This window comes from Subdoligranulum sp. DSM 23681, from assembly GCF_057005535.1.
Window position 1 is genome coordinate 2,134,843 of record NZ_CM168050.1, and the last position, 25,731, is coordinate 2,160,573.

The 25,731-nt window shown below is 57.3% G+C and carries 19 protein-coding genes, 3 tRNA genes and 3 rRNA genes; 13 read left to right on the plus strand and 12 right to left on the minus strand.

Going from position 1 to position 25,731, the window contains the following annotated elements:
* Positions 1 to 120: 120 nt before the first annotated feature.
* Both AC127K_RS09830 and AC127K_RS09835 read right to left on the minus strand, forming a co-directional pair.
* A complete protein-coding gene (locus AC127K_RS09830) occupies positions 121 to 780 on the minus strand; it encodes a YczE/YyaS/YitT family protein (protein WP_294540870.1) in 660 nt (219 codons plus the stop codon).
* Entirely contained in the window at positions 780 to 1,211 is a 432-nt protein-coding gene (locus tag AC127K_RS09835) for a MarR family winged helix-turn-helix transcriptional regulator (protein WP_483720448.1), read from the minus strand. The genes AC127K_RS09830 and AC127K_RS09835 overlap by 1 nt, the downstream gene beginning before the upstream one ends.
* Before the next feature lie 180 nt (positions 1,212 to 1,391).
* Between AC127K_RS09835 and AC127K_RS09840 the strand changes: the two genes are divergently transcribed.
* From AC127K_RS09840 to AC127K_RS09855, 4 genes are all read left to right on the plus strand, one after another.
* Complete coding sequence (locus AC127K_RS09840; protein WP_483720449.1) at positions 1,392 to 2,672, plus strand: GDSL-type esterase/lipase family protein; 1,281 nt, start codon at positions 1,392 to 1,394, stop codon at positions 2,670 to 2,672.
* A gap of 35 nt (positions 2,673 to 2,707) precedes the next feature.
* Positions 2,708 to 3,958, plus strand: coding sequence for a 5-bromo-4-chloroindolyl phosphate hydrolysis family protein (locus AC127K_RS09845; RefSeq protein ID WP_294540864.1), 1,251 nt, complete (start codon positions 2,708 to 2,710; stop codon positions 3,956 to 3,958).
* Between the two features lie 109 nt (positions 3,959 to 4,067).
* Complete coding sequence (locus AC127K_RS09850) at positions 4,068 to 4,418, plus strand: transposase (RefSeq protein WP_483720450.1); 351 nt, start codon at positions 4,068 to 4,070, stop codon at positions 4,416 to 4,418.
* On the plus strand, positions 4,409 to 5,257 hold the full coding sequence (locus tag AC127K_RS09855) for an IS3 family transposase (protein ID WP_483720451.1): 849 nt from the start codon (positions 4,409 to 4,411) through the stop codon (positions 5,255 to 5,257). Before AC127K_RS09850 ends, AC127K_RS09855 begins: the two co-directional genes overlap by 10 nt.
* 99 nt (positions 5,258 to 5,356) lie before the next feature.
* Here AC127K_RS09855 and AC127K_RS09860 read toward each other — a convergent pair whose 3' ends face one another.
* From AC127K_RS09860 to AC127K_RS09880, 5 genes are all read right to left on the minus strand, one after another.
* Complete coding sequence (locus AC127K_RS09860) at positions 5,357 to 6,568, minus strand: FprA family A-type flavoprotein (protein ID WP_483720452.1); 1,212 nt, start codon at positions 6,566 to 6,568, stop codon at positions 5,357 to 5,359.
* A gap of 141 nt (positions 6,569 to 6,709) precedes the next feature.
* Positions 6,710 to 7,390: a phosphatase PAP2 family protein gene (locus AC127K_RS09865; protein WP_483720453.1), complete on the minus strand. Its 681-nt coding sequence runs from the start codon at positions 7,388 to 7,390 to the stop codon at positions 6,710 to 6,712.
* Positions 7,391 to 7,710: 320 nt separating this feature from the next.
* Entirely contained in the window at positions 7,711 to 9,054 is a 1,344-nt protein-coding gene (locus tag AC127K_RS09870) for a hypothetical protein (RefSeq protein ID WP_483720454.1), read from the minus strand.
* Entirely contained in the window at positions 9,051 to 9,611 is a 561-nt protein-coding gene (locus AC127K_RS09875) for an RNA polymerase sigma factor (RefSeq protein WP_483720455.1), read from the minus strand. The genes AC127K_RS09870 and AC127K_RS09875 overlap by 4 nt, the downstream gene beginning before the upstream one ends.
* Before the next feature lie 144 nt (positions 9,612 to 9,755).
* Positions 9,756 to 10,697, minus strand: a complete 942-nt coding sequence (locus AC127K_RS09880; RefSeq protein WP_483720456.1) for a magnesium transporter CorA family protein — start codon at positions 10,695 to 10,697, stop codon at positions 9,756 to 9,758.
* 496 nt (positions 10,698 to 11,193) lie between these two features.
* On the opposite strand from AC127K_RS09880, the gene AC127K_RS09885 reads away from it, so the two are divergent.
* From AC127K_RS09885 to AC127K_RS09910, 6 genes are all read left to right on the plus strand, one after another.
* A 16S ribosomal RNA gene (locus AC127K_RS09885) occupies positions 11,194 to 12,708 on the plus strand.
* Positions 12,709 to 12,868: 160 nt separating this feature from the next.
* Positions 12,869 to 12,944 (plus strand) — tRNA-Ala (locus tag AC127K_RS09890).
* 3 nt (positions 12,945 to 12,947) lie between these two features.
* A tRNA-Ile gene (locus AC127K_RS09895) sits at positions 12,948 to 13,024 on the plus strand.
* Positions 13,025 to 13,220: 196 nt separating this feature from the next.
* A 23S ribosomal RNA gene (locus AC127K_RS09900) occupies positions 13,221 to 16,053 on the plus strand.
* Between the two features lie 99 nt (positions 16,054 to 16,152).
* Positions 16,153 to 16,269 (plus strand): 5S ribosomal RNA (gene rrf / locus AC127K_RS09905).
* Together the 16S, 23S and 5S rRNA genes with 3 tRNA genes alongside form the textbook arrangement of a ribosomal RNA operon.
* A 166-nt stretch (positions 16,270 to 16,435) precedes the next feature.
* Positions 16,436 to 16,511 (plus strand) — tRNA-Lys (locus tag AC127K_RS09910).
* 334 nt (positions 16,512 to 16,845) lie between these two features.
* Here AC127K_RS09910 and AC127K_RS09915 read toward each other — a convergent pair.
* Positions 16,846 to 17,250: a MerR family transcriptional regulator gene (locus AC127K_RS09915; protein ID WP_204647975.1), complete on the minus strand. Its 405-nt coding sequence runs from the start codon at positions 17,248 to 17,250 to the stop codon at positions 16,846 to 16,848.
* Between the two features lie 136 nt (positions 17,251 to 17,386).
* Between AC127K_RS09915 and AC127K_RS09920 the strand changes: the two genes are divergently transcribed.
* Positions 17,387 to 18,247, plus strand: a complete 861-nt coding sequence (locus AC127K_RS09920; RefSeq protein WP_204647976.1) for an aldo/keto reductase — start codon at positions 17,387 to 17,389, stop codon at positions 18,245 to 18,247.
* A gap of 119 nt (positions 18,248 to 18,366) precedes the next feature.
* On the opposite strand, the gene AC127K_RS09925 is transcribed toward AC127K_RS09920, so the two are convergent.
* Genes AC127K_RS09925 through AC127K_RS09940 form a run of 4 tightly spaced genes read right to left on the minus strand, consistent with a single transcriptional unit; the run spans position 18,367 to position 23,145 of the window.
* Positions 18,367 to 20,583, minus strand: a complete 2,217-nt coding sequence (locus AC127K_RS09925; protein ID WP_483720457.1) for an FtsX-like permease family protein — start codon at positions 20,581 to 20,583, stop codon at positions 18,367 to 18,369.
* Between the two features lie 5 nt (positions 20,584 to 20,588).
* Positions 20,589 to 21,269 carry an ABC transporter ATP-binding protein gene (locus AC127K_RS09930; RefSeq protein WP_483720458.1) on the minus strand — a complete coding sequence of 227 codons (681 nt, stop codon included), beginning with the start codon at positions 21,267 to 21,269 and terminating at the stop codon, positions 20,589 to 20,591.
* A 56-nt stretch (positions 21,270 to 21,325) separates the two neighbouring features.
* Complete coding sequence (locus AC127K_RS09935) at positions 21,326 to 22,477, minus strand: sensor histidine kinase (protein WP_483720459.1); 1,152 nt, start codon at positions 22,475 to 22,477, stop codon at positions 21,326 to 21,328.
* Positions 22,474 to 23,145 carry a response regulator transcription factor gene (locus AC127K_RS09940; RefSeq protein WP_483720460.1) on the minus strand — a complete coding sequence of 224 codons (672 nt, stop codon included), beginning with the start codon at positions 23,143 to 23,145 and terminating at the stop codon, positions 22,474 to 22,476. The genes AC127K_RS09935 and AC127K_RS09940 overlap by 4 nt, the downstream gene beginning before the upstream one ends.
* A 142-nt stretch (positions 23,146 to 23,287) precedes the next feature.
* Between AC127K_RS09940 and AC127K_RS09945 the strand changes: the two genes are divergently transcribed.
* Entirely contained in the window at positions 23,288 to 23,662 is a 375-nt protein-coding gene (locus AC127K_RS09945; protein WP_483720461.1) for a helix-turn-helix domain-containing protein, read from the plus strand.
* A 13-nt stretch (positions 23,663 to 23,675) separates the two neighbouring features.
* Positions 23,676 to 25,163, plus strand: coding sequence for a recombinase family protein (locus AC127K_RS09950; protein WP_483720462.1), 1,488 nt, complete (start codon positions 23,676 to 23,678; stop codon positions 25,161 to 25,163).
* Positions 25,164 to 25,731 lie beyond the last annotated feature (568 nt).

The following is a 25,731-nucleotide window of genomic DNA, read 5'->3' on the forward strand; positions in this document are numbered from 1 at the left end:
ACTTGATGAAGTCAAGTAAAAACCGGGAAGTTTTCAAAAGATTCACAATTGCCTGCGCACAGATACAAAAAGACCGCAGACCTTTCCCAAAAAAGGACTGCGGTCTTGCAAAAGAGCAATTCAATCCAGCACCCGGGCGGCAAACCGGCGCATGGGGCGGTTGACCTGGCGGGCCACCAGACCCACACAGAAGGCCGCCGCCACGGTGCCTTCCCGTACGCCGTACAGCCCGCCCAGGAACACCAGGGACAGCACGCTGGCAATGACCACCAGGGTCACGTCAAAGCCGATCTTGGCGTTGCCGAAGGGCACCGGGAACACCTTGCACACGGCCAGGACCATGCCTTCGCCGGCCAGGGTGACCACGTTGGCGGTGACTTCAAAGCTCACCCCCACGCCCACCAGCAGAATGCCGATGATGCACAGCACCCACCGGGCGGGGTAGGTGCTGACGGTGATGCCCTGCAGGGCCCAGACGCTGAAGTCGGTCAGGCTGCCGAAGATCAGGGCCACCGGCAGCTGGGCCAGCTGGAAGGGATCGTACCGGCGGCGCAGCAGCAGGATCTGAAGCAGGATCAGGGTCACATGCATGGCGATGGTGGCGGTGCCCACCGTCAGGGTCACGGGCAGGGGAAGCAGGCTGAGCACATAGGGCAGGCTGGAGATGGGGGAGGTGCCCAGTCCCGCCTTGATGGAAAAGGCCACGCCGAAGGCCATGATCACCAGGCCCACCACCAGCAGGGCCCAGCGGCGCAGCAGATGTTTTTGTTTGGTTTGCATCAAAAAGACTTCCTTTCCGGTTCGGCGACGGCATCGTATACCCGCTGCAGCAGCCGCTGCAGTTCCAGGCATTCTTCCGCAGAAAGCTCTGCGGCGGCGCGGGCGTCTGCCTGCTGAAAGATCCGCTGGACCTGGGCGGCCATCTGCAGGCCCCGGGGCGTCAGCGAAACATACAGTGCCCGACGGTTGCCGTCCTTCTGGACCCGACGCACCAGTCCGTCCCGCTCCATGCGCAGCAGGATGCTGCCCACGGTGGCCTGTTCGATCTCACAGTACCGGGCAATGGCTTTCTGGTTGCACTCGCCGCATTCAGCCAGACATTCCAGGACCTTGGGCTGCCCGGGAGACAGCCCGAGCGCGGCGGCGTCGGCCATGATCCGGCGGTTGAGCTGGGTGTGTGCTTTCATAAGCAGATAGTGAAGCGGTTCCATCGTGTACCTCATATACTAAGTATACTTATTATAACGAACCTTATTATACAACGCCCCGGTATCGTGTGCAAGAGCGGCGGGTAAAACTTTTGAGCAGGTCTGTTTTTGCAGGGGCGAGTGTGGTATAATCAATCTGGTACCAAAAAAACGGACAGGCCAAAACAGGAAAGGAGGGCGCATATGCCCAACAGGGAAGGCGGTTACGGCGGCTACAGGCAGGACCCGCGCAGCCAGACCGGCCGCAAGGTCCATTCTCCCGGAACGGGCGGGGTGCGCCGCATGGGGCGGGACAACCGGCAGGATCTCTACCATCCGCCCTATACCCCCCGGGAGGGCGGCAATGATGTGCGTCCGGCCCGGTATGACCCCGATGGCCTGGAAGAAGATTGGGTCCGCGCGGAAGACTACACCCCGCCGCGGGCACCGGAACCGGATGGCCCCCAGCCTCCCCGCCGCCGGAGCGATGCGGCCCGCCAGCAGGCGGCCCGTCAGCGCCGCCGCCAGCAGCGGCGTCTGCTGTTCCTGGTAACGGTGGTGGGCATTCTGGTGGTATCCGGTGTGGTGACCCTGGTCCTGCCGGAAAGCGTGACCACGCCCCCTTCCCAGGTCTCCAGCCCGGAGACCGCCCTGGCCGACCGGCTGGTGGCGCCCCTGCCCTACGGCGGCGGGGACGGCAGCAGCACCACCACGGCCCAGGCCGTGAACTGGGGCAGCGTGGGACCGGTGAAGCAGACCGATTCCTATACCTACACCGCCCTGCCCGCCGCACCGGATTCGGTGCCGGAATTCGGCCGTGTGACCACCGAATGGTTCTCCGACGCGGCATTCCTGGGCGATTCTCTGACCGTGGGCTATGTGGATTACGACATTGACCTGGACGGGGCCCGCATCCTGGCTTATGAGGGTGCCTCCCCCAACAACTTCGTCAACCGCACCACCATGAAGAACGCCAACGATGAGGAAGAGATCCCCTATGACCTGCTGGCGGCTGACCCGCCCGCCAAGCTCTATGTGCTGGTGGGCACCAATGCCCTGGCCAGCGGCACGGCGGACGATTCCTTCCTGAACTACTACGGTCGGATGCTGGATGACCTGAAGAGCCTCCTGCCGAACACCAAAATCTTTGTGCAGTCGGTGCTTCCGGTCCGTCCCGAGGTGCTGGAGACCTCTCCGGGCATGGCCACCGACCACCTGAACACCATCAACGCTGCCATCCGGGATATGTGCGCCGAAAAGGGCTGCTATTACCTGGATCTGGCCTCCGCCTTCACCGACTCGGAGGGCGCCCTGATGGAGGAATATGCCCAGCCGGACGGCATCCACCTGACCGTGTCCGGCTATACGAACTGGGTCTCCTATCTGTGCACCCATGTGCCCTATGACAAGGACAATCCCTACCAGGCGGGCAGCACATATTACCTGGATGATTCCATCAGGCAGCTGCTCACCGATCTGCCCTGACAGCGGACCAATTTGCGGAAAGAAGGAATCCTACCATGCCCTCTCCCTATCATGACGATCAGGACAAACGCCGGCCCGTGAGCCCGCCGGTGTATTCCCGGCACCGTCCGCCCCAGCGCCAGCAGTACCGCCGGGGCGACGCCCCGTTCCAGATCCCCATCTGGGTGGTGATCCTCACCTTCTGCTTCGGGATGTGGCCGGTGTCCGTCGTGCTGCTGATCCTCAACTACCTGCTGCGCACCGGCCAGATCAGCTCGGATGCCTTCCGCTCCCGGCAGCGGTATGCACCCACCAACAGCATCTATGCCCAACCGGCAAAGGCGCCGGCAAAACCGGCCCCCGCCGCCAAGGCCGCCCCGCCCAAGCAGGGGGATGGCGGCGCCAACGTGCTGGCCATTGTGGGCATCGTGGTGGCGGCCATCGGCCTGCTGGCCACGGTCAGCGGCCTGCATGACATGATCTTCTACGGCGGCTGGGAGTACTGGGATCTGTATATTGAGGATGTGGTGGCCGGGTCCCTGCCTCTGTTTGCGGGTATTGGCATGTGCATCGGTGCCAACATCATGCGCACCGGACGCCGCATCCGCCGCAAGATCGACAAGATCGTGGGCGATGCGGACCACATGTACATCAAGGAAATCGCCGACGCCCTGCCCTGCAGTTATGACAAATGCCGCCGGTATCTGGAAGACTGCATCGACAAGGGTGTGTTCGGGGATGATGCCTACCTGGACATGCGCACCCGCTGCCTCATTGTGCGGGGCGATGCGCCCAAACCCGAGCCTGCCCCCAAACCGGCAGCCCCCCAGGCACCGGCGGCGCCCCAGAGCGAATATGACAAGACCCTGGCCCGCCTGCGGGAACTGAATGACGCCATCCCCGATGAGGAGATGAGCGAGCGGATCGCCCGGTTGGAAGCCGTCACCGCCAAGATCTTTGCCCAGGCGGAGTCCGACCCGGACAAGCTGCCCCAGATGCGCAAATTCCTGGACTATTACCTGCCCACCTCCCTCAAACTCCTGGAAGCCTATGCCGAGATGGATGCCCAGGGGATCGAAGGGGAGAACATCACCGAATCCAAGCGCCGGATCGAGCAGACCATGGGCACCCTGGTCACTGCTTTTGAAAACCAGCTGGACAAGCTGTTCCAGTCCGATGCGCTGGATCTCTCGGCGGACATTGATGTGATGGAAAAGATGCTGCAGGCCGACGGTCTGGCGGGGGACAATGACCCCTTTGACCTCAGGACGCCCAAAACGCCCGAAAGTCCCAAGATCCAGCTGTGAGCCCTGCCTGAATCCGAATAAGAACCAAGAAAAGCCCCGCCCCGGACATGAACTGCACCCCATTTGTTAGACAGTATGGTATACTGGATAACAAGTGGGGTGCTTTATTATGCCGAAAGGAATACCAAACAAACGCTACACACCGGAATTTAAGCAACTGGTAGTGGAGACAATGCGAGAAGAACATTTAAGTGTTCGGGAAGTAATGCGAAGGTTTAAAATCAATGATCATGGCATTATTGAACGCTGGGAACGAATCTATCTTGAAGAAGGGCCGGAAGGATTGGCGATAGAACGTCGAGGGCGCAAAAGAAGAAGCCGGCTTGCGAAGCTGTCTAAAACAGTTGAAGAAGACCTTATTGCCGAGAACCAGCGACTGCGCGCGGAGAACGAATACCTAAAAAATTTGCAAGCCTTGGTTTTGGAGGAAGAGCGACGCCGGCACAGAAAATGCAGGTAGTCCAAACACTAAGGCCGAAATATCCTTTGTCCCAGCTGCTCGAAATCGCTCAACTGCCTCGTGCCACTTTCTACTACCATCTGAAGCGGATGCAAAAGGAAGATAAATACGAAGAAGCAAAAGCGGAGATTTCCTCCATTTACCACGAAAACAAAGGGCGGTATGGATACCGGCGCATTACCGCAGCACTACACAAGAACGGTATACATTTGAACCACAAGACGGTGCAGCGACTCATGAAAGATCTGGGATTGGTTTGCCGTGTCAGACCCAAGAAGTATCGCTCTTACAAAGGAGAAGTGGGCAAGATCGCCCCTAATCTGCTGAACAGAGACTTCCATGCGGAAATGCCAAACCAGAAGTGGGTTACTGACGTGACAGAGTTCAGCCTGTTCGGCCAGAAGCTCTATCTTTCTCCAATCTTGGACCTGCACAATGGGTATTTGGTAAGCTACGCTATCTCTGACCGTCCGGTTTTAAGCATGGTAACGAAGATGCTTGCCAAAGCCTTTGAAACCATACCGGATGGAACCAGACTGATTCTTCACTCCGACCAGGGCTGGCAATACCAGCACAAGCAGTACCGGAGGATGCTTAAAGCAAAGGGCATCCGGCAAAGCATGAGCCGCAAGGGAAACTGTTTGGACAATGCAGTGGCGGAAAACTTCTTCGGTCTGCTCAAGAGCGAATTGCTCTATCTACAAAAGTTCCAGTCCATGCGGCACTTCAAACAAGAACTCATTGACTATCTGGATTACTACAATAACCGACGTATTAAGACAAAGCTAAAGGGCCTGCCGCCTGCAATTCACAGACAACAAGCCCTTTCGGTTGCTTGAACAGTTTTTATTTGAAAATATTGTCTAACTTTTGGGGGTCATTTCAGACAATGCCGGGACGGGGCTTTTGTGGTATTTCAGGGATTCAGCCGGCGGCCATCAGCCGTTGACGGCCTGGGCCACAGCGTCGGCCAGGGCGGCCACATCGGCCTCCTGGGCGGCGTTCAGGGCGCCGCGCACGGTGAGCTTGGCTTCCAGCACGGTGCAGTTCTTCAGGGCTTCCAGCTTGGCGGTCATCAGACGGGCGGACATGGGAGCCCAGCTGCCGTTCTCAATGAGAGCAAAGGTGCGGTTCTGCAGGCCCAGGGACTGCAGGTCGTCCAGCAGGGCGGCCACCGGGGGATACAGGCCGCCGTTGTAGGTGGGGCTGGCCAGCACAATGGTGGAAGCGCGCCAGCATTCGCTCACGGCCTCGCTCACATCGGCCACGGACAGGTCCATCACCTTCACGTTGGCCACGCCGCGGGCGCCAATCTGAGCGGCCACGGCCTCGGCGGCGGAAGCGGTGTTGCCGTACAGGCTGCCGTACAGCACCACAACGCCCTTGTCCTCGGCTTCCCAGCGGCTCCACAGGTCATACTTGCCCAGGAACCAGGCCAGATCCTTGCGCCAGATGGGACCATGCAGCGGGGCAATGGTCTGGATGGGCAGGGCACCGGCCTTCTTCAGCACGTTCTGCACCTGTACACCGTACTTGCCCACAATGTTGGCGTAGTAGCGGCGGGCGTCGTCCAGCCAGTCGCGCTCAAAGTTCACTTCGTCGGCAAACAGGCTGCCGCCCAGGGCGCCGAAGGTGCCGAAAGCGTCGGCGCTGAACAGGGTACCGGTGGCGGTATCAAAGGCCATCATGACTTCCGGCCAGTGGACCATGGGGGCCATGACAAAGCTCAGGCTGTGCTTGCCCAGCTCCAGGGTGTCGCCCTCCTTCACCAGCAGGGCGCCCTCGATGGCGGCGGCATCACCGGGGAAGAAAGCCTTCAGCATGGGCACGGTCTTGGCGTTGCAGACGATCTGCACACCGGGCCAGCGCAGCAGCACCGCCTCGATCATGGCGGCATGGTCAGGCTCCATGTGATCGATGACCAGGTAGTCCAGACCGCGGCCGTTCAGCGCAGCGGCCACGTCCTCCAGGAACTGGGCACCCACCGACACATCGGCGGTATCCATCAGAGCGGTCTTCTCGTCCAGAATGACGTAGGAGTTGTAGGAAACGCCGCGGGGAATGGGGAACAGGTTCTCGAACTTGGCCAGACGACGGTCGCTGGCGCCCACGTAAACGATATCCGGGGCAATGGTCTGAATGTTGTACATGATCTATACCTCCCTGAACTGTTTGGACTTCAGCTGATTGACAAGGTTTGGGCTCTACCCCTCAGTATAGCAAAAACAGCCTGGAAAAAATAGTGGCTGCGGCAACAAAAAAGGCCGGACAACCAGTCCGGCGGGGAAAAATCAGACACGTTCCAACATCTTGCGCAGGCGGTCGCTGTGGGGGGCATACCACCAGGCGGTCAGGCCGTCGGCCATGCGGTCCAGTAACAGTGCCAGCAGGATGCCGCCCATCACGTCCATGGCCGAGTGCTGTTTCAGCAGCATGGTGGAAGCCACAATGGCCGCTGCCAGCAGATGGGAGGCGGCCCCGCCCCACAGCCGCACAGCGATGCGGTCCCGGCGCAGACGGCGCTGCCAGGCCAGGTCCAGGGTCACGGCGTTGAGCACATGGATGGAAGGGAAGACGTTGGTGGGGGTGTCGGTATGGTACAGCTCCCGCACCGCCCGGGCAAACACGTCAGTGCCGGGGATATGGGCCGGACGCAGATACACCCCGTTGGGCACCACGGCACAGAAGAGCAGTGCCAGGGTCATGCCGGTGAACAGGGGCAGGCACAGCCGCCAGAAGTCCCACCGCGGGCCCCGCCGCAAAAGAAAGAACAGGGTGGCGGGGATCCAGGCAAACCAGGCATAATAGGGGATAATGGCATATTTGCAGAACGGGATCAGGTCATCCAGGGTGCAATGCAGCACAAGGTCCGGCACCTGGACCGACTTTTCCAGCAAAAAGAAGAACGCAAGATAAAATACCAGATATCCGGCCATGAAATAGACCGGATGATTTCTGCACCAGCTGCGCATAAGCAAGCTCCTTCTGTACACATCGGGACCATCCCGATGATAGACCACATTATACTTCGCTCTACGGGGGAAAACAAGCGCGAAACCAGACAACTTTTGGGGACGGCGATTGTAGACTTTTGGAGGGTTTGAACATAAAACCGGTGCAATAACGCACTTTTTTACAATTTGTACCCGTAAGGAAAACACAGGGCCGCGGCGTTTCGGCGCGCTTATCTATAACTACGACCCGTCCCGGAAACTTTTGGCAGACAAAAGGTGAAAAAGTTGTAAACAAAAAAGCCCGCGGCAACATCGGTGCCGCGGGGAAAAACGGTGCGTTACTGCGCGTCGGCCAGGGCCTCCAGGTCCTGCAGACGCACGGCGGGAACCAGGTACTCCCGGTAGACATGCAGAAAGGGGTCGGCTTCATCGGTGCCTTCGTCGGCAATATAGCTCCAGTAGGGCAGATACCAGGCGCCGACGCGGTGGTTGGTGTATACCAGACGCACACTGTCCAAATATTCCAGCACAGAGCTGCCGTCCAGGGTGCCCACATCGGTGAGGAAGATGTTCTGCGCCATCAGCTCATCGGCTTCCTCCCGGGTAATGGTGGCGTATTCACCTACAGGCTCAAGCAGATCGGGAGCACGCCAGATAACCTTGCACAGGTTGCCGTCCTCGTCCAGTTCGATTTCCACACTGCGCAGGTCCCCGGCCTCGATCCCCCGGGTGGAGGCGTCATCGGCGTCATAGAACCGAATGTGCCAGTTGTAATCTGTTCCGAAATATTCCTGACCGATGGGGTCCTTTCCGGCCAGGGCAGCAATCTCGGGCATATTGGAACGCACAATGTCGATATTTTCATAGGCGTGCAGGGGCAGAATGAGAACCATCGCCTCCCTGTCCGGCACTTCGGTGCAGACGGTACCTTCGCAATCTACCGTTATGTGAAGTCCCTGCGGCCACTTCCCGCAGGGGGCAACGTCCAGCGTCAGCAGGCCTGCGTCGGCCCAAAGACGCAGTTCGGCGCCTTTGCTTCCGCCTTGTTCCCGCAGCGTGTCGGCCTGCGCCTCGGCCTCCTCCTGGGTCAGGCCGGTGTATACTGCGTCCTCCGCCAGAGCGGGGTCCAGCCCCAGGGCCTGCAGCATGGTTTCCAGCCGGCTGCGCATTCCCCCGGTGTCAATGGAACGGGCGGACGCCATGCTGGCATACACCGGGACCGTTTCCGGCAGGGTCCAGTCACTGTCCTTGGTGCGGTCCGGAACAGCCGGACTGACACTCATTGTATAGACATCGCTGCCGGTATCCAGCAGGTCCGCCAGCTCGGCAGGGAAGGCGGACAAGGGGGCTCCCGATTCATTATATATGGCGGGGGCGTTGTTATATGTCTTGGCTTGGGCACCGCCGTCCCCGCCAGCTGCCTGACTGGGGATGGCTTCCCTGGCTGCCTCCTCCGGCGCCGCGGCTGCGGCGGTATCGGGGGCGGCTCCCTTGCCGGACAACCCGCCCTGCAGCTGCCACAGCACCGTACCGACGAACAGGCACAGACAGGCCGCCGCGGGGACCGCCCGCAGCAGCACCGGCCGCCAGCTGCGCCTGGGCCGGACGGGCGGTTCGTCCGCCGCCAGCACCAGGTCCTCGTCAATGGCGCCGATGGCCTCAAACAAATCCCGGTTGGTCATACATTCACCCCCTGTGCGGTCAGTTCTTTTTTCAGCTTGCTGCGGGTCCGGTGCAAAATCACCCGCACCCGGCCTTCGGGCATGGCATACCGCGCCCCGATGTCCGCCATGGAATCGCAGTACCAGTACCGGCGGATAAAAATGCCCCGGGCGGGCTCCGGCTGTCTGCGCAGGAACGCGCTGATCATCCGGGCGGTTTCGGCGGCTTCCACTGCGTGCTCGACCCGCTCCGGTCCGGCCAGACACCCTTCCAGCTCTTCCAATAGGAGCTCGGCCTGACCGCCGCCTCGCTTTTGGGCCATGGCCTTGTCCCGGTGGTCCAGTGCCAGGTTGCGGGTGATTCGTCCTAAGTAGGGGGCCAGTCGGGCGGGACGGTTTTCCGGCATGCTGTTCCAGGCGGCCATCCAGGTATCGTTTTCCACTTCCTCGGCGTCGGAGAGGTCGCCCAGCAGGTTCAGGGCGATCTTCCGGCAGTAGGCCCCGAACTTGGCGGAGCTCTCGGTCAGGGCCTGCTCGTCCCGCGCCCAGTATAAGGCCACAATGGCGGAATCCTCCATGCCGTCACCTCCTTTTCTTTTCCTACCTATATAAAACGGAAATGGGAGACCTTTGTTACACCCTTTTATATAAAGAATAGCCGAACCGGGCGCCCTGTGCAAGACAATAAAAAAGCGGCGCAAAGGCGCCGCTGTCCGTACAGCTCACAGCATATGTTTTTTGTGCAGGAACCAGGCTGCTCCCACACAGATACCCAAAATAATGGCGCACACAACCGCAAATCCCCAGGGGGAGGCGGCAAAGGGCATGCCGGCCAGATTCACGTTCATGCCGTACAAACCGGAGACCACCGTGGGAACGGCCATGATCAGGGTGACCGAAGTCAGGTATTTCATGGCGTTGTTCAGGCGGTTGTCCAGCACGGCGCTGAACAGCTCCCGCGTACCTTTGATATCGTCGCGGTAGATGGTGGTCATCTCAATGGCCTGCCGCATCTCCACGATCACGTCATCCAACAGCTCCATGTCATCGGGATACTGTTCCAGCCGCTTGTATCGGGTCAGACGGTCCAGTACCGTGCTGTTGGCCCGCAGACTGGTAGCAAAGTAGACCAGAGTGGATTCCAGGGCATGCAGTTCAATCAGGTCGCTGTCCCGCATGGCCCCGGACAGATTCTTTTCGATCTCCTGCCGGCGGCGGTCAATGAGACGCAGCTCCTGCTGGTACATCATGGCGGCCCGGTTCATGATCTGGTACACAAACCGCATCTTCTTGCGGGTGCTGAACTCCCGCACCCGCAAAGCGGCAAAGTCCTGCAATACCTGCGAGTCCACCGCACACACGGTGGTGATGGTCTGCTGGGTGAGCAGAATGCCCAAGGGAATGGTGGTGTACACACCCACCCCTTTGTCCGGCACCTGCACAGGTACGTCCACGATAATAACGGTATACCCGTCTTCCAGCGAAACACGGGCGGATTCTTCCGGGTCCAGGGCGGCCTGCAGGTCGGCAGGTTCGATATCCAGGGTGGCGGCCACCTGGCGGACTTCCTCCGGCGAAGGAGCGGTCAGGCTGACCCAGGTGCCTTCTGCGATTTCTCCGGTGCGCTCCAGGCGCTTGTCCACGGTCTGATAGATCTTCATCATACGTTTGCCACCACCGTTATTTGATCATACTATATTAGTATAAGGCGTCAGCACCAAAAGCGCAAGAAAAAAGAAAAAGCCTGAATTTGTGTTTTGTTGCACTGTAAAGTACAAGATATGGCTTTTCAAAATTCCTGTAAAAAAATGTCGAAAAAAGTGTTGACAAACCCCCGCATGAATGGTATTATACTTAAGCTGTCTCGCGAGGGACGGCAGGCGCTGAGAAAAGAAGCTCGAAAGAGCTTCGCAGCTCAAAAAAAATCTCAAAAAAGTGCTTGACAAAAAGAACTTTGCGAGATATAATAAATAAGCTGTCCCGATGAGGGCGGCGCCAAGCAGGACCTTGAAAATTGAACAAACCTGAAACTTGTGGAACCTTACAGTGTTTGGAAAAACACTTTAATCAATTCCAAAAGAACAAGTAATTCAACAGGACGCAAGCGATTGTGTCTGAGAAATTACAGTGATTTAACACTTTGTAAGTGATTAAATACCATTTATAAAGAGTTTGATCCTGGCTCAGGACGAACGCTGGCGGCGCGCCTAACACATGCAAGTCGAACGGAACTTGAGAGAGCTTGCTTTTTCAAGTTTAGTGGCGAACGGGTGAGTAACGCGTGAGTAACCTGCCCTGGAGTGGGGGACAACAGTTGGAAACGACTGCTAATACCGCATAAGCCCACAGTGCCGCATGGCACGGCGGGAAAAGGATTTATTCGCTTCAGGATGGACTCGCGTCCAATTAGCTAGTTGGTGAGGTAACGGCCCACCAAGGCGACGATTGGTAGCCGGACTGAGAGGTTGAACGGCCACATTGGGACTGAGACACGGCCCAGACTCCTACGGGAGGCAGCAGTGGGGGATATTGCACAATGGGGGAAACCCTGATGCAGCGACGCCGCGTGGAGGAAGAAGGTTTTCGGATTGTAAACTCCTGTCGTACGGGACGAATCATGACGGTACCGTACAAGAAAGCCACGGCTAACTACGTGCCAGCAGCCGCGGTAAAACGTAGGTGGCAAGCGTTGTCCGGAATTACTGGGTGTAAAGGGAGCGCAGGCGGACCGGCAAGTTGGAAGTGAAATCTATGGGCTCAACCCATAAATTGCTTTCAAAACTGCTGGCCTTGAGTAGTGCAGAGGTAGGCGGAATTCCCGGTGTAGCGGTGGAATGCGTAGATATCGGGAGGAACACCAGTGGCGAAGGCGGCCTACTGGGCACCAACTGACGCTGAGGCTCGAAAGCATGGGTAGCAAACAGGATTAGATACCCTGGTAGTCCATGCCGTAAACGATGATTACTAGGTGTTGGAGGATTGACCCCTTCAGTGCCGCAGTTAACACAATAAGTAATCCACCTGGGGAGTACGACCGCAAGGTTGAAACTCAAAGGAATTGACGGGGGCCCGCACAAGCAGTGGAGTATGTGGTTTAATTCGAAGCAACGCGAAGAACCTTACCAGGTCTTGACATCCGATGCATAGTGCAGAGATGCATGAAGTCCTTCGGGACATCGAGACAGGTGGTGCATGGTTGTCGTCAGCTCGTGTCGTGAGATGTTGGGTTAAGTCCCGCAACGAGCGCAACCCTTATTGCCAGTTACTACGCAAGAGGACTCTGGCGAGACTGCCGTTGACAAAACGGAGGAAGGTGGGGATGACGTCAAATCATCATGCCCTTTATGACCTGGGCTACACACGTACTACAATGGCGTTTAACAAAGAGAAGCGATACCGCGAGGTGGAGCAAAACTCAAAAACAACGTCTCAGTTCAGATTGCAGGCTGCAACTCGCCTGCATGAAGTCGGAATTGCTAGTAATCGCGGATCAGCATGCCGCGGTGAATACGTTCCCGGGCCTTGTACACACCGCCCGTCACACCATGAGAGCCGGGGGGACCCGAAGTCCGTAGTCTAACCGCAAGGAGGACGCGGCCGAAGGTAAAACTGGTGATTGGGGTGAAGTCGTAACAAGGTAGCCGTATCGGAAGGTGCGGCTGGATCACCTCCTTTCTAGGGAGTCAGACGTAAGAGATAAGCTGGTCTTAACTCTTACGGACAGGTAAGCAAATTTCAGGATTGTTCAATTTTGAAGGCCTTGCGGAAGCCTCTTGAGAGGTTTCTGAAAGATCTTCAGCATAAGGGCAGCGAAACCCGAAACGCTGGAAAGCGCGGGGGTATAGCTCAGTTGGGAGAGCACCTGCTTTGCAAGCAGGGGGTCAAGGGTTCGAATCCCTTTATCTCCACCATCCGGGCTGATAGCTCAGCTGGTTAGAGCACTCGGCTGATAACCGAGAGGTCGATGGTTCGAGTCCATTTCAGCCCACCACCGGATGCTCCGGTGACGGGGCGTCCCAAGAGTCCTTATGTGGGTAGTTCGCTATCCGGTATGTACCTTGAAAACTGAATATAGAACTGCGAAACAAGATAACAGAAATGTTATTACCCAAGTAAAATTATGTAAACTATAATTTCACCAAGCGGTAAAATCTTGTTGGCAAATGGAGAATCAATCTAAGGAAAACGGTCAAGCTAGAAAGGGCGCAAGGAGAATGCCTTGGCACTGGGAGCCGATGAAAGACGTGGTAAGCTGCGATAAGCCTTGGGGAGGAGCAAACATCCTTTGATCCAGGGATTTCTGAATGGGGCAACCCGGCGATGCTCATACATCGTCACCGTGCACTGAATTCATAGGTGTACGGAGGGAACCGCCTGAACTGAAACATCTAAGTAGGGCGAGGAAGAGACATCAACATGAGATTCCGTCAGTAGTGGCGAGCGAACGCGGAAGAGGGCAAACCGGAGGGAGAAATCCTTCCGGGGTATGGACTGCTTTTAGGACTGGAATGGTTAATCGAAGGGCATGGGAAGGCCCACCGAAGAGTGTGAGAGTCACGTAGATGAAAACTTGAACAGCTGCGCAGGATCCAGAGTACGGCCAGACACGTGAAACCTGGTCGGAATATGGGGGGACCACCCTCCAACCCTAAATACTACCCAGTGACCGATAGCGTATAGTACTGTGAAGGAAAGGTGAAAAGGACCCCGGGAGGGGAGTGAAATAGAACCTGAAACCTTGTGCCTACAAGCACATAGAGCCCGTCAACGGGTGATATGGTACTTTTTGTAGAACGGTCCGGCGAGCGATTGTACGTTGCGAGCTTAAGGTCTTCAGGACCGGAGGCGTAGCGAGAGCGAGTCTGAATAGGGCGTTCAGTAGCGTGCAATGGGCCCGAAACCGGGTGACCTACCCATGATCAGGCTGAAGTGAAAGTAAAATTTCATGGAGGGCCGAACCGACCTCCGTTGAAAAGGCGGCGGATGAATTGTGGGTAGCGGAGAAATTCCAATCGAACTCGGAGATAGCTGGTTCTCCCCGAAATAGCTTTAGGGCTAGCCTCATGTTAGATATCCGGAGGTAAAGCACTGAATGGCCTAGCGCCCGAGAGGGTAGCGAAGCCTATCAAACTAAGAATGCCGGAATATTGATGCATGGGAGTCAGACAGTGTGAGATAAATCTCATTGTCAAGAGGGAAACAGCCCAGATCTACAGCTAAGGTCCCAAATTGTATCTAAGTGGAAAAGGATGTGGAGATACGCAGACAACCAGGATGTTGGCTCAGAAGCAGCCACTCATTCAAAGAGTGCGTAATAGCTCACTGGTCGAGCGTCTCTGCGCCGAAAATTTAACGGGGCTAAGATACAAACCGAAGCTTAGGCTGCGTCGTAAGACGCGGGGTAGGGGAGCGTTGTGTACGCGGAGAAACGATAGCGTAAGCGGTCGTGGAGTGTACAGAAGTGAGAATGCCGGAATGAGTAGCGCGAATGCAGTGAGAATCTGCATGGCCGAAAGCCTCAGGTTTTTGGAGGAAGGTTCGTCCGCTCCAAGTTAGGCGGGAGCTAAGGTGAGGCCGAAAGGCGTAGCCGATGCACAGACGGTAGAGATTCCGTCCCCACCGAAAGATTTAAGCGCAGGGACACTTTTTGAAGGTCAGAGCCGGGTGTTGGTTCCGGTAGTGATCGAGGGAAAATTAGTACCGAAGTCTGGCTGGAAGAGAGGCGAGAAAAGCTGCGTGTATATCTAAGGTGCCCGTACCGCAAACCGACACAGGTAGGTAGGAAGAAGATTCTAAGGCCAACGGGAGAAGGGTTGTTAAGGAACTCGGCAAGTTGACCCCGTAACTTCGGAATAAGGGGTGCTCACGAGAGTGAGCCGCAGAGAATAGGCCCAGGCAACTGTTTACCAAAAACACAGGTTTGTGCTAAATCGAAAGATGACGTATACGAGCTGACGCCTGCCCGGTGCTGGAAGGTTAAAAGGAGATGTGCAAGCATTGAATTGAAGCCCCAGTGAACGGCGGCCGTAACTATAACGGTCCTAAGGTAGCGAAATTCCTTGTCAGGTAAGTTCTGACCCGCATGAAAGGCGTAATGATCTGGGCACTGTCTCAACAGCCCGCCCGGCGAAATTGTAGTACCGGTGAAGATGCCGGTTACCCGCGACAAGACGGAAAGACCCCATGGAGCTTTACTGTAGCCTAATATTGGGTTTCGGTGTTGCATGCACAGGATAGATGGGACACTGGGAAGCTAGGGCTTTGGCCTTAGTGGAGTGGCCGTTGGGATACCATCCTTGCGACATTGGAATTCTAACCTGCGCCCTTGAATCAGGGCGGGGGACATTGTTAGGTGGGCAGTTTGACTGGGGCGGTCGCCTCCTAAAGAGTAGCGGAGGCGTTCAAAGGTTGGCTCAGCATGGACGGAAACCATGCCAGAGAGTGCAAACGCAAAAGCCAGCCTGACTGCGAGACTGACGGGTCGAGCAGAGACGAAAGTCGGAGTTAGTGATCCGGTGGTATGTGAGTGGAAATGCCATCGCTCAACGGATAAAAGTTACCCTGGGGATAACAGGCTGATCTCCCCCAAGAGTCCACATCGACGGGGAGGTTTGGCACCTCGATGTCGGCTCATCGCATCCTGGGGCTGTATTCGGTCCCAAGGGTTTGGCTGTTCGCCAATTAAAGCGGTACGCGAGCTGGGTTCAGAACGTCGTGAGACAGTTCGGTCCCTATCTGTCGTGGGCGCAGGATATTTGAAAGGCGCTGTCCCTAGTACGAGAGGACCGGGATGGACGAACCTCTGGTGCACCAGTTGTCACGCCAGTGGCACAGCTGGGCAGCTATGTTCGGATCGGATAAACGCTGAAAGCATCTAAGCGTGAAGCCGACCTTAAGATAAGATATCCCACTGAGTCAATCAGGTAAGACCCCTTGAAGACTACAAGGTTGATAGGCACACAGTGTAAGCGGAGTGATCCGTTCAGCTAGCGTGTACTAATAGGTCGAGGGCTTGACCCCATTTTCTTAGAGTACTTCATTTGCCAGCAGTTCGATATTCAGTTTTGAGGGTATATACCTCAGAAAAGAGAAGCATAGCCGATAAAGGTCATGCAAATGGCCGGTGTCGATGACGGTGAGGATCCACCTGTTCCCATTCCGAACACAGAAGTTAAGCTCACTTGTGCCGAAGATAGTTGGCTGGAGACGGCCTGTGAAAATAGGTAGATGCCGGCTTCTCTTGAAAACAGCAGCCTCCGGGCCGAGCCATAGGCCCGGTCCGGAGATTGCTTTTATATGCGCCATTAGCTCAGTTGGTAGCGTTAGTAGCCAATACTAAGGCTGGAAGCCGCTGAACTTCTCAAAACAGGATTTGACACTGAATCGCCGAAAATCCTCATATGCACCATTAGCTCAGTTGGTAGAGCAACTGACTCTTAATCAGTGGGTCCTGGGTTCGAGTCCCCGATGGTGCACCAAAAAGAAGCCTTACAGAAATGTAGGGCTTTTTTTATTGCAATAATCCGGGATGTTGAGCTGGTGCACCATTAAAAGCAAATTCGAACGTACTTCTTTTTGAAGGTGCGTTCGGATTTGTTTTTTATCTGCAGTTTATGAAATAGAAATAGCCTTGCGGCGGGGAGCATCCTTGCTGCAAGGCGTTTGTCCTATAACAATATTATTTTCAGGGCTATTTGCCAAATTCCAAAATCGGGTTCTTGTTCAGGTGATAAAGTTCTGGGGCTTTGGGACTATTTCATTAAAGACGCACCACTACTAACTGTTCCAGATAGCAAGAGAAAATCCAACTCTTTATTTTTCATCAATATCAATCAAATTGCTGATGTATCTGGTCTTTCCTGTTAGAACATCGTCATAATAGTGCTGCTTCCTATCGATGTAGGCGATATCCTCTTGCAAGTCCGCCATTTTCTTCAGGAGAACTTCCCGCTGCTTTTGCAGGATTTCTTTTCGTTCGGGAATACTGGATTTGCCTTGTAGGCAAAGCGCTAGATAACGCTTCATGCCCTCCAGGCTCATTCCGCAACGTTTTAAGCAGATCAAGCCTTTAATCCATTCAATATCGCGTTCGTCAAAAATCCTGTAATTGTTTTTGTCACGTTTTACATGGGGAACCAATCCCTGATTGCAATAAAATTTCAATGCCTCATAGGTCATCCCTACTTTCTGACAAGTCTGTTTCATGCTGTACTGCATAGAAAGAACCTCAACCTTTCGAAATTTTTCAAAAAAGCTATTGACCGGTAGCTACAACCGGGTGCTACACTTGGTATGGTACCACAAAACATCCATAACAACAATTCTTTCCTCAGAGAGAACGGAGGCAGTAAAAATGGAACAGGTTACTTTCTATAATGGCGTGAAAATGCCGATTGTAGGATATGGCGTCTATCAGGTATCCAAAGAAGAATGTGAACGTTGCGTACTGGATGCCCTGGCTGTGGGGTATCGATCCATCGACACAGCACAAAGCTATTTCAACGAGGAACAGGTCGGTAATGCCATTGTCAAATCCGGTGTGCCCAGAAAAGATATTTTCCTGACAACAAAGGTCTGGATTGAACATTATGGGTATGAGGAAGCAAAAAAAGCGGTTCTGGAATCCATGCGGAAATTGCAAACCGAATATCTAGATCTAGTTCTGCTTCATCAACCGTTTTCGGATTATTACGGGGCATACCGGGCGTTGGAAGATCTCTATGGCGAAGGAAAATTGCGTGCCATCGGTGTTTCCAATTTTTATCCGGACCGGCTGGTAGATATCGCCTCTTTCAGTCGTATCAAACCTATGGTCAATCAGGTGGAGACCCATCCATTTCATCAACAAACAGAAGCAAAAAAGTGGATGGACAAGTACGGGATTCAGATGGAGGCCTGGGCCCCTTTCGGAGAAGGGCGCGGAGGCTTATTTGAAAATCCTGTACTGGCTCAACTTGCCGAGAAGTACAACAAAACGACCGCACAGATCATTTTACGCTGGCATATTCAGCGAGGTGTTGTGGTCATCCCCAAATCCACTCATAAGGCTCGGATGGAGGAAAATCTGCAGGTTTTTGACTTCGTATTGGAACCGGAAGATATGAATCGGATCTCTGCTCTGGATAAAAAGCAAAGTTCTTTCTTCTCTCACAGTGACCCCGCTATGGTTGAATGGTTTGTTAAGATGGTGGAGGAAAGAAAGAAAAAACAATAACCGGCACAGTAATTTCAGCCGGGCCATCCAACGGTTGAGAGGAGTGAGGTACGCTAGTTGCGGACAAACAGCTCCAGTCCGCGTGAATCTCCCATTGATCAGCGGGCCTGTTGATGTATTTATAGAAGGCTGTCATCCTTGAGCAGCCCGGTCAGGTCGGCGGAAAGGACCCGGTGGGCACCCAGGGCATAGGCCAGCGCCACAAAGAAAAGGATGCCCAGCGCGAAAAGGGCAACGGGCAACACCGGCGCTTCGGCCAGAAACAGGGCCGGGTCCAGGTAGCTGGCCCGGAGCATCAGGGCCACCATGCCGGCTGTGAGGGGCAGGGCGATGACCAGCGGGCGCAAGGCCAGCACCGCCCCTTCCATCCAGAAGAGACTGCGCAGCTCCCGGGGTGTCATCCCCAAGGAGAGATACCGGGCAAAGGCCCGGCGGCGCTGTTCCACAAAGCCCAAGGTGTTGAGAAAGACGTTGGCCAGCCCGATGGCCGCCACCAGCAGGCAGAAGGCCCCCAGGATGGCCTCGGCCCCCTGGATCATCCGGTCGTTGTCGGCGCGTTCGGTCAGCCGGTTTTCCACAGTGCAGGCATAGCCGGCCCCCTCCAGCAGGGCGGCAACTTCCTTTTGCAGTGTTTCGCATTCCCCCTGGGAGATGCCCTCCTGCCCCAGCAGGCGTACCAGCACCTCCGGTTCCCGGGCCGGAGCGGGCAGGGAATGTTCCTGCGTCCAGCGCTCCCACAGGCTCTGGGGCCAGAACAGGACCAGGGTATACTGGTCATATTCTTCCCGCAGGTTGGGCGGGGTATCGGTCAGGCCCAGCAGAGGCAACGCCCCCACCGCGATGCCGTCCCCCTCCGCCAGGGTGAGCGCGGCGGTACCGGGCTGCACAAAGGGCAGGTACTGTCGGTTGCGGAAATTGCTGTGCTGGCTGTCCCACACCCGATTGAGCAGCACCGCACCGTCCAGCGAAGGGGCAAGGCCCACTTCCTCGCAGAAGCGGAGAAAACTGGTATCGTCCAGAATCACCAGGGGCGCCTCCACCAGCCAGCCGTCCTGGATGACGGTGGCCTCCTCCCCGGCCAGTGCGCCCAGCCCGCCCAGCGCCTGCAAGGCATCACTCTGGGCTTCGGCGGGCAGCAGGACGGCGGCCTGCTGCTTTTCGTAGACCAGGCAGTCCTCCACTCCGGAAATGTCGGCCAGCTCCCCGGTGAGGGAAAAGTCAGAAAGCCGGGTATCCGGCAGGGTGGCCATCACGTCCCAGGCGTCCTGGTACCGCGCAAAATAGGTCATGTCGGTGCTGATGCCCGACAGGGTGAAAAAGCAGAGGATGGCGGTGAAGCCGAGAAACGAGAGCAGCAGGGACAGGTTGGCGATGCGCAGGGATTTTTTCTGGGCTTGCAGGGCGCTGCCTGCCAGTTCCCCCCGGATGCCGAAGCACCGCGCCAGCAGGCGGGTGGTGAGGGAGCGTTTGCCCTTTCCTCTCGCCTCCGGTGAAAGGGTGCCCCGCATCGCTTCCAGCGGCGGGATCCGGCAGAGCCGACGGGCGGGCAGCCATGCAGACAGCAGGACGGTGACCAGCGCTGCCAGCAGCGCCGCAGCCGCCACCGCCGGATGCAGGGTAAATTCCGCCGGTTGCCGGTCGGGCAGACCGGCGGCCACCTGATTGACCGCCGCCAATACTCCCCGGCAGGCGGCAAAGCCCAGCAAAGTGCCTACCGCCAGCGGCAGCAGCGAGACGGCAGCGGCCTCCTGCAACAGGCAAAGGCGCAGCTGACGGGGCGTGGCCCCCACGCTGGCCAGAATGCCCAGCCGGTGGAGCCGGGCCTGCATGGTGATCTCAAAGGCGTTGCGCAGCAAAAGCACCAGCGCCGCCACCAGCAGCGCCAGCACCCCGGCCAGGAAGGGAAGCAACAGGGCCGGGTGGTCGGGATCGGTGACTCCATAGAGAGACAAAAGGGTGTCGTGGCTCTGGACCTGGTCCGCGTCCAGCCCCAGCCGATCCCGGATGAGGTCCAGCGTGTCATACACAGCGGTTCTGTCCCGGAAGGTCAGCTCCACCACCAGGGCATCCGGCCCGGACAGCCCCTCATCGGGGGTGACGGTATCCACCTGGGCAAACTGTTCCAGCGCTTCCGCCTGCGCCCTGTCGGTCAGGGTCAGCCGTGCCTGCCAGCCGCCCTCCTCCTGGAGAACCCGGTCCACCTCGTAGGTCCAGGCGTTGTAAAACAGGCCGCAGAGCAGCGCCAGAAAAAAGGAGGCTGCCAGCGCCGACAAGGCCATCGTCCGGACGGCAGCAGGGGTATGGGCCAGATCGTCCCGGGAAAAGCTCTTCCACATAGCCCTCACCCCCGTGAGCGGTCGCTGACGATCCGCCCGTCGCTGAGGGTGATGACCCGGTCCGCCTGGGCTGCCAGGGCTTCGTCGTGGGTCACCAGCAGGATAGTCTGGCCGAGATTCTTGTGAAAGAGCCGGAGCAGGTCCAGGATCTCGGTGCTGTTTTTCCGGTCCAGATTGCCGGTGGGCTCGTCGGCCAGCAGCAGGGCTGGTCGGTAGCAGAGCGCCCGGGCAATGGCCACCCGCTGCTGCTGCCCGCCGGAAAGCTGCCCCGGCAGGGCGCGGCGCTTCTCCTCCAGCCCCAGCGTCCGGAGCAGCGAATCCAGAAAAACCGGGTCGGGCTTCCGCTTATCCAGCAGCAGGGGCAAGGCAATGTTTTTCTCCACCGACAGGGTGGGAATGAGGTTGAAAAACTGGTAGATCAGCCCTACCTTGCGGCGGCGGAAGAGAGCGGCTTTGGTGGGGTCCAGCGAACCCACCTCCACCCCGTCGATGAGGACCTGTCCGGCGGTGGGTCTGTCCACCCCGGCCAGCAGATGCAGCAGGGTGGATTTTCCCGAGCCGGAAGCCCCTACCACGGCCACAAAGGTCCCCCGCTCCACCATCAGGTCGATGCCGTCCAGGGCGCAGACGGCGGTATCCCCCTTGCCGTACACTTTTTTCAGATCGGTACAACGCAGCAGTTCCATGGATGTTCCTCCTTTGGCGTCCATTCTACCACCGCAAGGTGACATTCCGGTGACAGTCACCCGTAAAACCGCACCACAAACCGGCCGCCGCCGTCGGGGGCGTTTTCAGCATGGACCAGGGCGTTCTGCCGTTCCAGCAATTCTTTGGCGATAGCCAGCCCCAGCCCGGTGCTGTGGGGACTGGGATGCTCTCCACGGTAAAACCGCTCAAACAGATGGTCCAGATCAGCCGGGGAGAAACCAGCCCCTGCATCCTGCAGCACCACCTCGGTGTAAAGGGCGTTGCGGCGGCAGGAACAGCGGACCGCGCTGCCCGCAGGGGCGTGCTCCACGCAGTTTTTCATCAGATTCAGAAGGGCTTCCATCGTCCAGTCGGGGTCACAGGTGACCGGGATGAGCTCCAGCTCCGGGATGTCCAGCGTCACCCCGGCGGATTCGGCCAGGGATTCCAGGTTGTCCGCCGCCATCATCAGCAGGGTGTAGAGATCGCAGGGTTCAGGGTGCAAGGGCAGAGCCCCGGTGTCCAGCCGGGCCAGCAACAGCAGGGATTCCTCCAGCCCGGTGAGCCGGGCCAGTGGGGCGGCCATGGAATCCACTCCGGCACTCTGGGCCGCCAGGGACAGGGCGGTAAGGGGTGTTTTCAGCTGGTGGGCGATGTTGGCAAGGTTCTGGGCAAACCGGTCCCGGGCCCTCACCGCCTCCTGCCGGGTGAGGGCCAGCTCGGTGACGGTTTTCTGAATCTCATCGGCCAGACGGGCGTAGCTGCCCTCGGCCATCCCGTCCCCGGTGAGCAGCGGCAGAGGCTGGCCGGTGCGGGCGGCCTCCAGCAGGCGGATCAGCTGCTGCCGCTGCCGGTGGGCGGCCCGGCGGGAAAGGAAAAAGGTCCCGCCCAGCAGGGCGAGCCCCAAGGCCAGCGCCGCCCCGGCCACGGCGAACAGCCACCCGGTACCGGCGGCAAAATCCCCGGGGCGGTACCCCAGCGCCGCCAGTATGCCCGGGGCCGGCTGTCCGGCAAAGGTTCCGTCCTTTACCAGGGCGTAGACGGCATCGGCGGTTTCGGGGGCGCGGGCGACCAGGGCGGTGCAGAAGCTGTCCAGCAAAGCCAGCTGGCGGGCAGCGGACCAGAAGGCCAGCAGACCCGTCACCACCGCCACCGCCAGCAGACAGACCGCCGGAAAGGCCATCCGGCGCACAAAAGAAGGTTTCATGGTTGGGGTTCCTCCAATCGGTAGCCGAAGCTGCGCACCGTTTTCAGGCAGGCGGGACGGCCCAGTTTTTCCCGCAGCCGCTTCATTGTCACGGTGAGGGTGTTGTCATTGACAAAGTGACCGTTTTTGTCCCACAGGGCATCCAGCAGCTGCTGCCGGGTGACGGTACGGCCCTTGTTTTGCATCAGCAGATGGAGAAGCTGGTATTCCAGCGGTGCCAGCGCCATCGGTTCCCCCTGGCAGGTGACGGTCTGCCGGACCGGGTCCAGCCGGATGCCGCCGCAGCAAAGCCACGCTTCCTCGCCGGGACAGCTGCGCCGTCCCAGAGCCAGCAGCCGGGCGTAGAGCACTTCCCGGTCAAAGGGTTTGATCACATAATCGTCGGCACCGCAGGCAAACCCCGCCAGAATATCCCGGGTGTCGTCCCGCACCGTCAGCATCAGAAGGGGCAGCCGGGGCCAGCGTTGCCGCAGTTCCCGGCAAAGGTCCGCCCCTTGCCCGTCGGGCAGGTTCCAGTCCAGCACGACCACATCGGGCAGGGCAGTCGCCAGCCGGTCCCGCGCCTCCGAAAGTGTAGGGCAGACGGTGACCCGGCAGTCTTTTTCGGTCAGAAAGGCTTCCAGCGCCCCGGCAATGTAGGTGTCATCTTCCACAAGCAGAATCTTCACGGGTACCCCTCCTGGGATGGATTTTGGTTCCAGTATAGCGGGTTTTGCCAGGGGGAGCAAACAAAATTTCCACGCACTACTTGAAAATATTCTTGAATAGTTTATACTTGAATTTAGAATATACAAGGAAGGAGAAAACGGAATGGATGTATCCGTAGGCACCCGTCTGCGCGTCCTGCGCAAGGACGCGGGGCTGACTCAATCCCAGCTGGCGGCGCTGGCCGGAACCAACCAGGCTGCCATCAACCGGTACGAAACCGACCGGGCGGCGGCACCTTACCGCATTCTGGTCTGGTACGCCACCTATTTTAATGTATCGCTGGACTATATCTTCGGTCTGTGCGAGGACCCCCGCGGACGGTATGTCTGTGTCACGCCGGAGGGGGCACAGGAGGTGGTACAGCGCAAACCGGACTGGAGCGAGTTTGTGGAAGCCTGCTTCACGCCTGACAGTGAGCTGAACCGGCGGCTGAAACAGATGATCCTCAACATGGGAGAAGAGGAAAAGCACAAGTGAGGAGGTGCACGCCATGAATGCCGTGATCTATGCCCGTTACAGCAGCGACAACCAGCGGGAGGAATCCATTGAAGGTCAGCTGCGGGAATGCAAGGAGTATGCCGACCAAAACGGCATCACTGTGGTGCGGACCTACATCGATAGGGCACTGTCCGCCAAGACCGACAGCCGCCCGCAGTTCCAGCAGATGATCCACGACAGCGCCACCCACACCTTTGAAGCGGTGCTTGTGTGGAAGCTGGACCGCTTTTCCCGCAACCGGTACGACTCGGCCCATTATAAGCGCATCCTCAAAAACAACCGGGTCCATGTGGTGTCGGTGACAGAACCCATCTCCAACACGCCGGAGGGCATCATGCTGGAAAGCCTGCTGGAAGGTATGGCCGAGTACTATTCGGCGGAGCTGGCCGAGAAGGTCAGCCGTGGTCACAAGGAGAATGCCCTCAAGGCCAAGTTCAACGGCGGCCCGGTGCCGCTGGGCTATCGCATCGACAGCGAGCATCACTACCAGATTGATCCGGCCACCGCACCGGTGGTGCAGGAAGCGTTCCAACGGTACGCGGCGGGGGAGAGCATCCGCAGTATCATCGAATCGATGAACGCCCGCGGCATCCGCAACAGCAGGGGCAACCCGTTTACCAAGAACAGTTTCCAGACGCTGCTCAAGAATCGCCGGTATCTGGGGGAATACCGCTATAAAGATACCGTCATCCCGGATGCCATCCCGGCCATTATCGACCCGGATTGTTTCGATGCGGTCCAGCGCCGGTGCGAGATTCACCGTCAGGCACCGGCCCACAACAAGGCGGATGTCCATTACCTGCTGACCACCAAGCTGTTCTGTGGCAAGTGCGGCACCATGATGGCAGGGGAGAGCGGCAGAAGCCACACGGGCACGATTCACTATTACTATAAATGCGGCACCCGCAAACGCAGCGGCAGGGAGGCTTGCAGCCTGAAGCCGGTGCGCAAGGAACCGCTGGAGCAGTTTGTGGTGCAGACGGCACTGGAAAAGGTGCTGAATGACCGGGTCATCGACCTGCTGGCGGACAAGCTGCTGGAATACCAGAGCAAAGAAAACACCCGTCTTCCGGTTTTGCAGGTAGAACTGAAAGAGGTCAAGCGCCGCATCGACAATCTGGTGGCAGCCATCGAGCAGGGAATCCTGACGCCCTCCACCAAGGCGCGGATGGAGGAACTGGAACAGCAGCGTGAAGCGCTGGAAACCAGCATCCTGCAGGAGCAGATCGAGAAGCCGCCCATCACACGGGAACAGATTTTGTTCTGGTTCGATCAGTTCCGCCACGGTGACCCGGCGGATATTGCCTTTCAGGAAAAGGTTATCGACTGCTTTATCAATTCCATCTATCTGTTCGATGACCGCATCGCGGTGAATTTCAACTACCAGCAGGGCGGCCGCCCGGTATCTCTGGAAGAAGTACTCAGTTCGTTTTTGGATGGGAATGGTGCACCAGAAAGAGCCAGCAACGTAAGTTGCTGACTCTTTTCTTTTTGTTGTCACTGTGTATAACAGGGAAGATGGATTGATGCCATTATGTCAGCCCTTTTTCTTTTTCCTGTATTCCAGCACTTGAATGGTCAGAAAAGTGGTCACTGTGCACAACAGCAAAGATGGACTGACGTAACCGGCGTCAGTCCTTTTTCTTTTTCCAGTATTCCAACACTTGAATGGTCAGAGAAACGGAAGCGTATATCGTGCCACCAAAGAGGGAAAGAAGCAAAAGAAATTCATTCAATTCCAAAACGCTATCACCTCCTGCTTACATAGAATCCCCTTTATCTCACACGCTATCTTTTCGTTCGCAGTATTGAGTCACAAATTGATTCAGTTCAAAAATCGTTCTGCCTAGAACTTCTTCCACTGAAAAAGACATCCGCAGTCCTTTTTGCAGTACATCACATACACCGGAACTACGAATCTTGATGTCCTGCGCTACTGCATAAGCCTATTGTGTTGCGGAGCAATCAGGCGTTTCGTTTTGTAAATGAATCGTGCATACAAAAAGCAGACCCGTGAGTCCAAGGGTCTGCTTTTTGTATTTGCGATA

What these genes read in the sequence shown, in the direction of transcription:
- AC127K_RS09830 (WP_294540870.1), bottom strand. Translation starts at nt 780, where the DNA reads ATGCAAACCAAACAAAAACATCTGCTGCGCCGCTGGGCCCTGCTGGTG.
- AC127K_RS09835 (WP_483720448.1), bottom strand. Translation starts at nt 1,211, where the DNA reads ATGGAACCGCTTCACTATCTGCTTATGAAAGCACACACCCAGCTCAAC.
- AC127K_RS09840 (WP_483720449.1), top strand. Translation starts at nt 1,392, where the DNA reads ATGCCCAACAGGGAAGGCGGTTACGGCGGCTACAGGCAGGACCCGCGC.
- AC127K_RS09845 (WP_294540864.1), top strand. Translation starts at nt 2,708, where the DNA reads ATGCCCTCTCCCTATCATGACGATCAGGACAAACGCCGGCCCGTGAGC.
- AC127K_RS09850 (WP_483720450.1), top strand. Translation starts at nt 4,068, where the DNA reads ATGCCGAAAGGAATACCAAACAAACGCTACACACCGGAATTTAAGCAA.
- AC127K_RS09855 (WP_483720451.1), top strand. Translation starts at nt 4,409, where the DNA reads ATGCAGGTAGTCCAAACACTAAGGCCGAAATATCCTTTGTCCCAGCTG.
- AC127K_RS09860 (WP_483720452.1), bottom strand. Translation starts at nt 6,568, where the DNA reads ATGTACAACATTCAGACCATTGCCCCGGATATCGTTTACGTGGGCGCC.
- AC127K_RS09865 (WP_483720453.1), bottom strand. Translation starts at nt 7,390, where the DNA reads ATGCGCAGCTGGTGCAGAAATCATCCGGTCTATTTCATGGCCGGATAT.
- AC127K_RS09870 (WP_483720454.1), bottom strand. Translation starts at nt 9,054, where the DNA reads ATGACCAACCGGGATTTGTTTGAGGCCATCGGCGCCATTGACGAGGAC.
- AC127K_RS09875 (WP_483720455.1), bottom strand. Translation starts at nt 9,611, where the DNA reads ATGGAGGATTCCGCCATTGTGGCCTTATACTGGGCGCGGGACGAGCAG.
- AC127K_RS09880 (WP_483720456.1), bottom strand. Translation starts at nt 10,697, where the DNA reads ATGATGAAGATCTATCAGACCGTGGACAAGCGCCTGGAGCGCACCGGA.
- AC127K_RS09915 (WP_204647975.1), bottom strand. Translation starts at nt 17,250, where the DNA reads ATGCAGTACAGCATGAAACAGACTTGTCAGAAAGTAGGGATGACCTAT.
- AC127K_RS09920 (WP_204647976.1), top strand. Translation starts at nt 17,387, where the DNA reads ATGGAACAGGTTACTTTCTATAATGGCGTGAAAATGCCGATTGTAGGA.
- AC127K_RS09925 (WP_483720457.1), bottom strand. Translation starts at nt 20,583, where the DNA reads ATGTGGAAGAGCTTTTCCCGGGACGATCTGGCCCATACCCCTGCTGCC.
- AC127K_RS09930 (WP_483720458.1), bottom strand. Translation starts at nt 21,269, where the DNA reads ATGGAACTGCTGCGTTGTACCGATCTGAAAAAAGTGTACGGCAAGGGG.
- AC127K_RS09935 (WP_483720459.1), bottom strand. Translation starts at nt 22,477, where the DNA reads ATGAAACCTTCTTTTGTGCGCCGGATGGCCTTTCCGGCGGTCTGTCTG.
- AC127K_RS09945 (WP_483720461.1), top strand. Translation starts at nt 23,288, where the DNA reads ATGGATGTATCCGTAGGCACCCGTCTGCGCGTCCTGCGCAAGGACGCG.
- AC127K_RS09950 (WP_483720462.1), top strand. Translation starts at nt 23,676, where the DNA reads ATGAATGCCGTGATCTATGCCCGTTACAGCAGCGACAACCAGCGGGAG.